This is a genomic window from Demequina iriomotensis, from assembly GCF_000971395.1.
GTDB lineage: Bacteria > Actinomycetota > Actinomycetes > Actinomycetales > Demequinaceae > Demequina > Demequina iriomotensis.
The window spans coordinates 147,134-158,414 of record NZ_BBME01000013.1; the positions used below are offsets into that span (position 1 = coordinate 147,134).

General features: G+C 70.0%; 11 protein-coding genes. All 11 read right to left on the minus strand.

The genetic code is table 11. The features are described 5' to 3' along the window. Nucleotides 1-10 precede the first annotated feature (10 nt). Complete coding sequence (aroB, locus tag AOM09_RS08640; protein WP_062386880.1) at nt 11-1,102, minus strand: 3-dehydroquinate synthase; 1,092 nt, start codon at nt 1,100-1,102, stop codon at nt 11-13. Next, nucleotides 1,099-1,623 carry a shikimate kinase gene (locus tag AOM09_RS08645; protein ID WP_062386882.1) on the minus strand — a complete coding sequence of 175 codons (525 nt, stop codon included), beginning with the start codon at nt 1,621-1,623 and terminating at the stop codon, nt 1,099-1,101. The genes aroB and AOM09_RS08645 overlap by 4 nt, the downstream gene beginning before the upstream one ends. Continuing rightward, complete coding sequence (gene aroC / locus AOM09_RS08650) at nt 1,623-2,807, minus strand: chorismate synthase (RefSeq protein WP_062387044.1); 1,185 nt, start codon at nt 2,805-2,807, stop codon at nt 1,623-1,625. The genes AOM09_RS08645 and aroC overlap by 1 nt, the downstream gene beginning before the upstream one ends. 106 nt (nt 2,808-2,913) lie before the next feature. After that, nucleotides 2,914-3,717 carry a hypothetical protein gene (locus AOM09_RS08655; RefSeq protein WP_062386886.1) on the minus strand — a complete coding sequence of 268 codons (804 nt, stop codon included), beginning with the start codon at nt 3,715-3,717 and terminating at the stop codon, nt 2,914-2,916. Continuing rightward, a complete protein-coding gene (locus AOM09_RS08660) occupies nt 3,717-4,406 on the minus strand; it encodes a PilN family protein (RefSeq protein ID WP_062386889.1) in 690 nt (229 codons plus the stop codon). The genes AOM09_RS08655 and AOM09_RS08660 overlap by 1 nt, the downstream gene beginning before the upstream one ends. Then, nucleotides 4,403-5,449 carry a type IV pilus assembly protein PilM gene (gene pilM / locus AOM09_RS08665; RefSeq protein WP_062386892.1) on the minus strand — a complete coding sequence of 349 codons (1,047 nt, stop codon included), beginning with the start codon at nt 5,447-5,449 and terminating at the stop codon, nt 4,403-4,405. The genes AOM09_RS08660 and pilM overlap by 4 nt, the downstream gene beginning before the upstream one ends. A gap of 94 nt (nt 5,450-5,543) precedes the next feature. Beyond that, entirely contained in the window at nt 5,544-6,335 is a 792-nt protein-coding gene (locus tag AOM09_RS08670; RefSeq protein WP_228375096.1) for a prepilin peptidase, read from the minus strand. After that, nucleotides 6,320-7,903: a hypothetical protein gene (locus AOM09_RS08675; RefSeq protein ID WP_062386895.1), complete on the minus strand. Its 1,584-nt coding sequence runs from the start codon at nt 7,901-7,903 to the stop codon at nt 6,320-6,322. Before AOM09_RS08675 ends, AOM09_RS08670 begins: the two co-directional genes overlap by 16 nt. After that, nucleotides 7,900-8,565 (minus strand): PulJ/GspJ family protein, encoded by a 666-nt coding sequence (locus AOM09_RS08680; RefSeq protein WP_062386898.1) that lies wholly within the window; start codon nt 8,563-8,565, stop codon nt 7,900-7,902. Before AOM09_RS08680 ends, AOM09_RS08675 begins: the two co-directional genes overlap by 4 nt. A gap of 7 nt (nt 8,566-8,572) precedes the next feature. Beyond that, complete coding sequence (locus AOM09_RS08685) at nt 8,573-10,780, minus strand: type II secretion system protein (RefSeq protein WP_062386901.1); 2,208 nt, start codon at nt 10,778-10,780, stop codon at nt 8,573-8,575. 107 nt (nt 10,781-10,887) lie between these two features. Further along, nucleotides 10,888-11,277, minus strand: coding sequence for a type II secretion system protein (locus AOM09_RS15550; RefSeq protein WP_082098975.1), 390 nt, complete (start codon nt 11,275-11,277; stop codon nt 10,888-10,890). Nucleotides 11,278-11,281 lie beyond the last annotated feature (4 nt).

Here is an 11,281-nt window from a genome sequence, read left to right on the forward strand (position 1 = left end):
ATGCGGGGCTTCAGTCCGCGATCGCGGCGTAGGCCCCCTGGACGAGCGCCGGGTCCGGCCCCTCGAGCCGGATGGGGTTCCCGATCCCGGCGAGGATGACGAAGCGCAGCAGGTCGCCGCGGGTCTTCTTGTCGCGGCGCATCGCGGTGAGCAGCGCGTCCCAGCGGTGGCCGGGGTAGCTCACCGGCAGGCCGAGGCCCGCGAGGATCGCGCGGTGACGCTCCACCTCGGCCTCGGTGAGCCTGCCCGCGAGGTGCGCGAGCTCCGCCGCGAACACCATGCCGACGGAGACGGCGGCACCGTGACGCCACTGGTAGCGCTCCGTGTACTCGATCGCGTGGCCGAAGGTGTGCCCGTAGTTGAGGATCTCACGCAGGAAGGACTCCTTGAGATCCGCCGCGACCACGTCCGCCTTGACCTTGATCGCCCGGCCGATGAGCTCCGTCAGCACCGGGCGCACGGTGTCGAGGTCCGCCTCGCGCAGCGCGTCGAGGTGCTCCTCGACGAGCCCCAAGATCTCGCCGTCACGGATGAAGCCGCACTTCACCACCTCGGCGAGCCCCGCGACCAGGTCGTGGCGCGGCAGCGTGTCGAGCGCGCGGACGTCGCACCACACCGAGAGCGGCTCGTGGAACGCGCCCACGAGGTTCTTGCCCTCGGCGGTGTTGATGCCCGTCTTGCCCCCCACGGCGGCGTCGACCATCGACAGGAGCGTGGTCGGCACCTGGATCACGGCGACGCCGCGCAGCCACGTGGCGGCCACGAACCCCGCGAGATCGGTCACCGCTCCCCCGCCGAAGCCGATGACCACGTCGCTACGGGTGAAGTCGGACTTGCCGAGCACCTGCCAGCAGAAGGCCAGGACCTCGGCGGTCTTGCCCTCCTCCGCGTCGGGCACCTCGGCGATCACCACGGTGAGGCCCCTGGCATCCAGGAGCGCCTTGAGGTTGTCGACGTGCCTGCGCAGCGGCGCCGCGGTGACCACGAGCACGCGAGCGGCCGCTGCGGGCACGGAGGCTGCGACGTCCTCGAGGAGGTTCTCGCCCACCGTCACCACGTAGGGCGCCGCGGTCGCGACCTCGATGGTCCGGGACACGGTCATGACAGCTCCTTGACGGCCTCGTCGATGCGCGCCGCCACCTGTGCGGGCGTCGTCTTGTCGGTGAGCACGGTGACGGTCGCGAGCCGCTCGTAGACGGGCCGGCGCTCGTCCATGAGCGCGACCCAGCGTGCGCGGGGATTGCCGACCAGCAGGGGCCGCGAGGCGTTGAGCCCGACGCGGGGCGCGGCTGCCGCGAGCGACACGTCGAGGAAGACGACCGTTCCGCCGTCCGCCGCGTACGCGGCGAGCAGCTCCTGCGACTCGGGTGCGAGGATCGCACCCCCGCCCAGGGCGAGCACGCCCGCGTGCTCGGCCAGCGCAGAGGCCACCGCGTCGCGCTCGATCTCGCGGAAGCGGGCCTCGCCGTCTTCGAGGAAGATGTCGGGGATCGGCTTCCCGGCGCGCTCCTCGATGTCGGCGTCCGTGTCCCGCTTGTCGACGCCCCAGAGCGTCGCGAGCTTGGCCGCGATCGTCGACTTGCCCGAGCCGGGCGGGCCGATGAGGACGGCGCGCGGACCCATCAGCGCAGGTGCTCCGGGATCGCGGCCACGTAGGACTCGATGTTGCGGCGGACCTCCGCGACGGAGTCGCCGCCGAACTTCTCGAGCAGCGAGTCGGCGAGCGTGAGCGCGACCATGGCCTGAGCGACCACGGCCGCAGGCGCCACCGCGCACACGTCGGAGCGCTGGTGGATGGCCTTGGCGGCCTCGCCGGTCGCGGTGTCGATCGTGTCGAGCGCGCGCGGCACCGTGCTGATGGGCTTCATCGCCGCGCGCACGCGCAGCGGCTCGCCGTTGGTCATGCCGCCCTCGACGCCGCCGGCACGGTTGGTGCGCCGCGCGACGCCGTCCTCGCCGTACTCGATCTCGTCGTGCGCCTGGGAGCCGCGTCGGGCCGCGGTGCGGAAGCCGTCGCCGACCTCGACGCCCTTGATGGCCTGGATGCCCATGAGCGCCGCCGCGAGACGCGCGTCGAGGCGACGGTCCCAGTGGACGTGGCTGCCGAGCCCGACGGGAACGCCGTACACGACCACCTCGACCACGCCGCCGAGCGTGTCGCCGGCCTTCTGGCAGTCGTCGATCTCCTCGAGCATCGCGCGCGAGGTCTCGGCGTGGAAGCAGCGGATGGGGTCGGCGTCGAGCGCGGGCGTCGCGTCGGCCGGCGGGAGCGGCGCATCGTCCGGCACCCCGACCGGGCCCACCTGGACGGTGTGCGCCACCAGGCGGATGCCGGCGGCCTGCTCCAGGAAATTCTCGGCCACCTGGCCGAGCGCCACGCGCGCGGCGGTCTCGCGGGCGGAGGCGCGCTCCAGCACGGGGCGGGCATCGTCGAAGCCGTACTTGGTCATGCCCACCAGGTCCGCGTGCCCCGGGCGGGGACGGGTGAGCGCGGCGGCGCGCGCACCCGTGAGCTCCTCGGCGGGGACCGGGTCGGCGGACATGACGGTCTCCCACTTGGGCCACTCGGTGTTGCCCACCATGACGGCGACGGGCCCGCCCTGGGAGACGCCGTGACGGACGCCGCCGAGGATGGTCACCTGGTCCTGCTCGAACTGCATGCGCGCGCCGCGTCCCGCACCGAGGCGCCGGCGCGCGAGCGCGTCCTGGATCTCGGTGCTGGTGATCTGGACGCCGGCCGGGAGGCCCTCGAGCGTGCCGACCAGCGCGGGGCCGTGCGATTCTCCTGCGGTGAGCCATCGAAGCATGGGCGTCATTCTTCCACGAACGGACGGTCGGTCCGGATGCTGAGACGCCGCGGGCGGGACGGCTCCCCGAAGGGTGCTGCCCCGCCCGCGGCGTGTGGTCCTGAGGTCAGGGAACCGGGACGAACGGGTTCCTGCTGGTCTTCGGCAGCGGAGCGAGCTCCACAGGCGCCTCATCGTCCGCCACCGCGGCATCCGCGGCGGTGAGAACGAGCAGCGAGCCGCCGATGTTCACCTCGACGTCACCCTCGACGGTCGCGGGGCGACCGCTGCCGCCCGGGGTGTCGCTCTGCGACAGCAGGGCCACCGAGTCGATGAGGAACAGGCGACCCTTCACCTTCTGCATCGACGCGATGAACTCGCGCGCCGCATCGTACGTGCCGACGATGGTGATGTTCTGAGGAAGGCCCACGAGGGTCTGACCCGACGCGGTGGTGACCGCGGTCGCCTGCGGCTCCGGCTCCGCCGTCGCCTCGTCCGTGGACTCCTCGGCGGCCGCGTCCTCGGACTCGGCGTCGGTGGACTCCTCCGTCGTCGCGGGCGCCTCGGTGGCGGCGGGCGTCGGGGCGACCGCGGACGCACCGGCGGTGACCGTCATGATGGTCACACCCGCGTCGGAGGCGCGCTTCTCAAGCGTGCGGCGGAACTCCGCCGACTCCGCGGCCGTGGGGACCTGCGCCCGCGCGGCGGCCAGCTCGGCCTTGTACGTGTCGATCTCGGCGAACTGGGCCTTGAGCGTCTCGAGAGTCTGCGTGAGCTGGAGCGTGCGGTCCTGCTCGTACTCGATGGACGCCTTGGTGTCGGCGGTCTCCGTGAGGGTCGGGCTGATCACCAGGAACCAGCCCGCCACCACGACGAGGAGCGCGATGGCGACGGTGGCGCCGATCCATACCTTGAGTGTCTGAACCTGCATCATTCCTCCGTGGTGAACTGGCCGGCGAAGGCGTCGCTCGTGAAGCTGAAGGTCGCGTTGACCGTGAAGTACGTGGTGCCGTCCTCATCGGCGACCGCCACGCTGCTCACGTCCACGTCGACCACCCCGGTGAGCGCGTTGAGCGCGTCCTCCCAGTCGGAGACCGTCGCGAGCGTGTCGGCCCGACCGATGAGGCTCGCCGCCCCGACCGTGCCCGGCGTCGCGAGGGGGCCCGCGGCGGCCGTGCTCGAGCCGGTCCACAGCGTGTCCTGCGTGACGCTGAACGTCTCGATCGACGCCTCGAGCGGGGTCGCGGAGGAGATCGCCGCGAGGTAGGGCGACCACAGCACCTCGGTGCGCATCGCGCTGTCGCGCGCCTCCGTCACCGCGCCGAGGTCGGCGATGACGCGTGTGACCTCGGCGTACTGGCCCTGCTGGGTCAGGAGCGCCTGGTTGGTGTCCTGGATGTTCACCAGGTCCTGCTCCGCGCTCTGCTTCTGCATGACGGCCCAGACGGCGACGAGCGCGACGCCGAGCACCACCAGCAGCATGCCGAGCACCACCCACAGCCGCACGGCGTTGAGGCGGCGACGCGCCTTCACCTGCGGCGGCAAGAGGTTGACCGACGGCACCAGCGGGGCGCCGGGGACCTCGGCCTTGATGAACTCTCGGGTCATGGTGTCGCTCATGCCGCCACCTCCTGGGCGAGGCCCACGACGACCGCCATCGCGACGGGCGCCGTGATGCGACCCTCCGCCTTCGGGTCGACCGTGATGCCGTCAAGCGGGTTGCCGAACGTCACCGAGAGGCGCGAACGGTTCGCGAGGGTCTGCGCGAAGCCGGTGAGGAGCGCCCCGCCCCCGGTGAGCACGACCATCTCGATCGCGGTGCCCGGGTTGCTCGACTGGTAGTAGACGAAGGTGTTGCGCACGGCGTCGACCAGCGTGCTGATGACCTCGTCGATCGCCTCCTTCACCATCTCGCCGCCCGGGACGGCGGCGTGCTCGCTGGCGGGGCGGCGCTTGAGCGCCTCCGCCTCCGAGACGGGGATCTTCAGGCGCTTGGCGATCGCGTTGGTGACGTCCTGGCCGCCGGTCGGGATCACGCGCACCACGCGCGGCACGCCGCGCTCGGTCACGGTCACGGTGGTCATGCCGCCGCCGATGTCGACGCATCCCACGATCTTGGTGGAGGGGTCGACGCCGCGCGCGGCCCTCAGCAGCACGAGCGCGTTGAGGTCGACGACCGTCGGACGCAGACCCGCCTTCTCCGCGGCGTCGACGTTCGCGTTGACGCCGGCCTTGGTGGCGGCGACCAGGAGGCCGCGCACCTGGGTGCCGACCTCCCCCGCGACGGTCGTGCCGGGCACGAAGTCGAGGAGCGCCTCGTCGACGGGCATCGGCAGCATGTCCTGCACCTGGTACGGGAGCGACTGGCGAAGCTCGTCCATCGGCAGCAGCGGGAGCTCGACCTCACGCACCGCGGTGCGGCTCGAGCCGACGCCCATGACGACGTCCTTGCTCGAGAACTTCGCCTCTTTCCACATCTCCTTGATGGCGTCCGTGACCGTGGACTCGGCCACGACGGCCGCGTCCACGACGGCGCCCGGCGGCAGCGCGCGCTCGGCGTACTTGACGAGCGTCATCCGACCCGAGCGGCCGTTCCGCTCGAGCTCCGCGGCCCGCACCATCGAGGTGCCGATGTCGAGCCCAATCAACCGTGACTTTGCCATGGTCCATCCTTCTTTGCTTCGGTCGACCGCCGTACTCCGCATACGACCATCGACAGGTCCATCGACAGCGACCGCGTGAAACTCAAGGGATTCGTCACGAGATCACCCCCATGTAGGCATTCCAGAGCGCCTCGCCGGCGACCACGCCGACCACGGCGCCCGCGAGCATCCACGGCCCGAACGGGATCCGGCTCTTTCGGGACTTGCCGCCGAGCAGCATGACGCCGATGCCCCACAGCCCTCCGAGCAGGAAGGCCGCGAACGATCCGACCACGAGCGGCCCGACGCCGAGCCAGCCCAGGTAGCCGCCGAGCACGCCCGCGAGCTTCACGTCGCCCCAACCCATGCCGCCCGGCTTGGCGATCGCCAGCGCCGCGTAGAGCACGAACAGGACCACCATGCCGATGCCGCCCCGCAGCGCATCGTGCCAGTCGGAGGGGCCGAACACGGTGGCGACGCCGAGCAGGACGATGCCGACGATGTACGAGGGCAGCACGATCGGGTCGGGCAGCCGCTGCACGTCGAGGTCGATGAGCGCCAGCGCGATCCCGATCGCCGCGAGATACCACCAGGCCGGCCACGCCCACGGATCGTCCTGGAACACCAGGACGACGCCGGCGAACGCGAGCCCCGTCGCCAGCTCGACCAGCGGGTACCGCGACGAGATCGGTGCGGCGCAGTCACGGCATCGTCCCCTCAGCACCAGCCACGACACCAGCGGGATGTTGTCGCGAGGGCGCACCGGCGCGCCGCAGCTCGGGCACGCGCTGCCGGGGCTCACCAGCGACTCCCCGCGAGGCACGCGCCAGATGACGACGTTGAGGAACGAGCCGATGAGCAGGCCGAACAGACCCGCGAGCAGGGCGAGGATCAATTCGGGACCCACGCGTACTCCCAGTACCCGCTGAGGTCGGCGGTCACCACGTCGGGCGGGGCGTTCCACTTCTGGGACAGGCTCGTGTTGCAGGTCTTGGTCACCATGGTCGACCACGGCTCCTGGCCGTTGTACAGCGCGGGACCGAGGTCGAGGCAGCGACCCGACGAGTCCTTGAACAGGTACGACGTCTGGTAGTTACCGGTGTCGGCGTAGCGGGTCCACTTGGTCGACGTGCTCGAGCAGTCGGTCGAGAACGTCACCCAGCCGCCCTCGGTGCCCGCCGACTTGAGGCAGTAGTTGGTGCCGCTCGTGCCGTTGGAGTTCGTGTTGACCCGGATGGTCTGGGGGCCGTACGAGCCGACGCTCAGCGCAGGCTCCGTGTAGTACCACTTGTGGTTCCACAGCAGCGAGGACTGGCTCGGGTTCGGGTCCTGCTTGCACGGGTAGACGATCATCTGGCTCTCGTACCAGTGCGTCCAGGTGACGTCCGCGCATCGTCCGAACTCGAGGTAGTTGACGATCTGGTTGGTGGTCTTTCCGGCGGCACCGGCGCCCACGCTCGGGAGCGGGTCGAAGGCGGCCGCCTCACCCGAGCCCACGCTGCTGTTCGACTTGAGCAGCTGACCCGAGGTGACGTTGCCCGAGCCGCCGCCCAGGTAGTAGTTCGCATAGGCCAGCGCGCTCGTCTCACCGCGCCACGTCGCGTCACCGGTCCAGCTCCACAGCTGGAGGTAGCGGGTGCTGCTGGAGGAGCTCTCGCAGGGCTTGAGCTCGACGTTCTGCCCGGCGGTGTTGGTGCGCGTGATGCACAGCACGTCGCCGGTGTAGCCGTCGATGGTGGTCGTGGCGAGCTTGATCCGGTAGTCCGTGTCGTAGATCCACAGCTGCAGCGGGTCGCGGTCGCCGCACTCCGCGGTGGGCACGTACTTGACGTTGGCGCCGCTCACCTGCGACGTGGCCTCGAGGCAGAACCGGTCAGGCACGTAGGACGCCGACCACGAGTAGATGTAGCCGCCCGGGATGTTCACGTTGGTGAGGTTGAAGGCGTAGACGACTTCGAGCGTGCGGGAGATGTCGCCCGGGTTGGACTCGATGGTGAGGCCCTTGCCCGAGGAGGACAGGAGCGCGAAGCCCGGCTCCTGCGAGGGTCCGCTCCCGGAGGTGCACGACAGCTTGTTGGCCGCGCGCCACGCATCCGACTGCCCCGTGGGGTCGGAGTTGAAGTAGGAGACCTGGACCTCGTACGCGACCTCGCCGCCCGCGTCCTCGACCGTACCGGTGGCCGTGCACGGGAGCTTGGTGCGGTCGCCGTAGATGTTGCCGAGCGCATCGGCCGTGCCGCGCGCGTTGCGGATCTGGCCCACAACGGCGTTGATGCCGGACTCCGCGGCGAACACCGTCTTGGTCGAGGCCTGGAGCACCTGCGTCGGCTTGATCTGCGACAGGATCACGCCGAGCATCACCAGGGAGAACGTGGTGACGACCATGATGAGGAGCATCGCCGTGATGAGCGCCGCGCCCTCGTCGGACGCCGCCGGGCGACGGGTCGGGACGCTGCGGGTGAAGAACCTGGTCATGGCCTGCCCAATCCGGCGATGCACACCTGGTTGTCGCTCACGCCGTCGCTGTTGGCGTCCGCGTTGGTGGTCGAGGCGGTGGAGCTGTTGCGCGCGACGAACGTGGTCGACAGATCGACCGCCGCGGACGGCTCCGTCTGGGTCGCGGCGAGCTCGAGGGTGAGCGACTGGCGCATGCGCGAGTCGTCCGCCGAGGCGAAGGTGAACGGCGAGCCGGACCCCACCCGCGCGACGTTCCAGGCGATGGTCACCCAGTTCGACGCGCTGCTGGTGCCGTCGCGGCGCCAGGTCCGGTACGCGACCGTCTCCGCGTCGTCGTCGAGGCGCCACTGGTAGCACAGCGGCGCCTGGCCGGCGGGCAGGTCGGTGAGCTCGAACTCGACGTACCAGTCACCCGAGGGCCCGCGCACGGGACGGTTGATGGACGATGCGTAGCGCACCTGGCGATCCATCGCGCTGAAGCTCGCGCGCAGCGAGTTCGCCGCGTCGACGCGCCGCTGCGCCTCGGACGTGGTGTGTGCCATCGAGATGAGCGCGCCCATGAAGATGGTGATGACGATGGTGAAGATCGACATCGACACGACGAGCTCGACGATGGTCATGCCGGAGTCGCGGTCCGCGCGTTCGCGGAGGCGGGTGATGAGGGACGTCACGGGTGCCATGGCGCGATCAGCTCTTGTTCACCCGGTACCAGATGGTGCCGGTCGAGGTGACGGTGCCCACCTTGAGCGTGTAGGTCACGCTGCACATGTACGAGGAGGTGTTGGTGGTCCACGTGCTCGTCGGCGGAGCGATCGAGACCTTGCCCGCGTCCGACAGGGCTGTCGTGGTACTCACCGTGCCGCATCGCGAGTTCAGGTTGGTGCCAGACAGGTTCGTCGGGGTGCCGAACGTCACGCTGTCGACGAAGTCGCCGGTCCAGTTGGACGGGGTGTCGTTCTCACCCGCCCAGTAGCTGGCGGTGGTGCTCGACTTCGCCGCCGTGACGGTCGCCACGGGGCTGGTGCTGGAGCCGTCCGTCGCCGCGAAGGGTGTCACGTTGGTGCTCGCCGTGTAGTACACCGTCGCCGTGGAATCGGTGCCGCCGCCGGTGAGCTTGTAGGTGAAGGAGCAAACCTGATTGCTCGACGATCCCCATCTCACGTTCGACGCGGGCGGCGTGATCACGATCTGCCCAGCGTTCTTCTGCGCCGTGGTCGAGCTCACCGAGCCGCAGCGAGCATCCGCTCCCGAGGTCGACAGGTTCGTCGGCGTGCCGAGCGTCACCGCGGTGACCCCCTTCGCCGTCCACGTGGTCGGCGTGTCGTTGGCGCCTGCGGTGATCGTGACCGCGGAGCCGCCGCGCGTGACGGCGGCGCCTGGAGCGCTGCTGGTGCCGTCGTTGACGGCCACCGGCTCCACGCGCACGGTCGCGGTGGCGGAGTTGTCGCTCACGGTGGCGCCCTGCTGGAGCTTGAACGGGAAGGTCCACTCCCCCACGACGCCCACGGGCGGCTGGAACTGCACGTCGGAGCCGCTCATCGCCCACGCCGCGCCGGACGGCGAGCCTGTCGGCTGCGTCGAGAGCACCACGCTCGAGGTGGTGAAGGCGCCACGCAGGTTGGACGTGATCGTCGTCGCCGCCTGCGTCGAGGTCGCGCGGAACGGCACGACGATGGTGACGTCGCGCGGCGTGACCGCGGTGCGGAGAGTGACCGTCGCGACGGGGCTCTCGAGGCCGGAGCCGTCGATGTACTTGTACTGCAGCACGTCGTTGCCGAGCGTGCTCGAGGTGTATGTGATCGTCGTCTTGTCGGTGCTGGTGTTCGACACGGTCGCGGTGCCGAGCACCGGCGGGGAGACGATGACCACCTTGGCCGGCGAGCCCGGGTCGTTGGCGATGACGTTGATCGCGGTCGCCGTGCCGTAGTCCACCGTGAAGCTGTCGTCGACCGAGGCGGGGTTGAGCTGCACCCGCAGGATCGAGCTCGACGTGCGGTTGCGCGCGTCCTTGATGGTGTACGTGTAATCGAAGATGCCCGAACGCCACGAGGCGAGCGCGGGCGGCGTGTACTTGACGATCCAGTTCGAGGTGTCCACCACCAGCGTTCCGGGGTTCGACGAGGTCGCCACGCTGAGCGGCGGGTAGCCGTACGTGCCGATGGTGTCGTTGTGCACCACGTCGAGGCTCTGGGTGACGCCGGCGTCCGTGACCGAGAAGAAGGCGTCGTCCTGGATCGCGAGCGGCTCGACCGCATCGTTCCACTCGAGGTCGGTGGACCCGTCGATGAGCGACGCGGTCGAGTAGACGCAGAGGCCGTTGCACTCCTCGCCGATGGGCTCCCACGTGACGATGACGATGACGCGGAGCAGGCGCGCGTAGCCCGTCGGCACGTTCGTGCCGGTCGGCTCGGTCGCGGTGTAGCCGCTCACCTTGGCGCAGTCGGCGTTCGCGCCGGCGTTGGCCTTCGAGCGGAAGCAGGAACCGACGAGCGTGTAGACGTCGTAGTCCACGCCGCTCTCGGTGACGGTGTCGCTGATGGGGAGGGCGGGCGTGGTCGCGCCGGTGGTGTCCCACAGCGGGTAGGTGTCGGAGATGCCCTCGACACCGAGGGTCGCGCCCTGGGTGAACGAGGCGTTCACCGAGCTCTGCGTGCGCCCGACCACCAGGCCGGGCACGACCGTCGCGATCGAGCGCGGGTCGTAGTTGAAGGACTCCTCCATCGCGGCGTTGACGATGGCGACCGCGGACTGCTGGCGGTCCAGGTTGGAGGAGGTCTGCATGCCGTTGATGAAGAACCACAGCGACCCTGCGGCGACGATGCCGATGATCACGAGCGCGACGAGCACCTCGACGAGGCTGAAGCCCTCGTCCCGCTGCGTTGCGGCGTGCGTCATGGTGGTTCCTCCCTCCGGGAACTGCGGGGATGTGGTGCGGTGGGTGGGCCGCATCGTGCGATGCGGCCCACCCACCAGCTAGCGTCCAAAAGACGCCGTTGACCGACTTAGCAGGTCGCGGTGCCCGAGAGCAGGCCGCCGTTGTCCGAGTCGTAGTACCAGTCCTGGCTGGCGTCGGTGTTGGTGCCCTTGAGGCAGTACGCGCCAGAAGCGGTCGTGTACGTGATCGAGACGCCGGGCGAGGTCTTGACGTTCGCCGAGAAGTCGCCGTAGGCCGCCGGGTACTTCTGGTTGGCGACGTAGTAGGACTCGACCTCGGTGGCAGCACCGCGGAGGTCCGACTTGATCGCCGAGTCGTGCGCCGACTTGCGCTGGTTGAGGAAGATCGGGATCGCGATCGCGGCGAGGATGCCGATGATGATCATGACGACGAGGAGCTCGATCAGGGTGAAGCCCTGGTCCTTCTCCTCGATGGACTTGCGGATGCGAGCAAGCATCGTT

Bases quoted from the DNA above. Each gene is read 5' to 3' on its own strand.
- aroC (WP_062387044.1), bottom strand. From the start codon at position 2,807: ATGCTTCGATGGCTCACCGCAGGAGAATCGCACGGCCCCGCGCTGGTC.
- AOM09_RS08655 (WP_062386886.1), bottom strand. From the start codon at position 3,717: ATGCAGGTTCAGACACTCAAGGTATGGATCGGCGCCACCGTCGCCATC.
- AOM09_RS08645 (WP_062386882.1), bottom strand. From the start codon at position 1,623: ATGGGTCCGCGCGCCGTCCTCATCGGCCCGCCCGGCTCGGGCAAGTCG.
- AOM09_RS08680 (WP_062386898.1), bottom strand. From the start codon at position 8,565: ATGGCACCCGTGACGTCCCTCATCACCCGCCTCCGCGAACGCGCGGAC.
- aroB (WP_062386880.1), bottom strand. From the start codon at position 1,102: ATGACCGTGTCCCGGACCATCGAGGTCGCGACCGCGGCGCCCTACGTG.
- AOM09_RS15550 (WP_082098975.1), bottom strand. From the start codon at position 11,277: ATGCTTGCTCGCATCCGCAAGTCCATCGAGGAGAAGGACCAGGGCTTC.
- pilM (WP_062386892.1), bottom strand. From the start codon at position 5,449: ATGGCAAAGTCACGGTTGATTGGGCTCGACATCGGCACCTCGATGGTG.
- AOM09_RS08685 (WP_062386901.1), bottom strand. From the start codon at position 10,780: ATGACGCACGCCGCAACGCAGCGGGACGAGGGCTTCAGCCTCGTCGAG.
- AOM09_RS08675 (WP_062386895.1), bottom strand. From the start codon at position 7,903: ATGACCAGGTTCTTCACCCGCAGCGTCCCGACCCGTCGCCCGGCGGCG.
- AOM09_RS08660 (WP_062386889.1), bottom strand. From the start codon at position 4,406: ATGAGCGACACCATGACCCGAGAGTTCATCAAGGCCGAGGTCCCCGGC.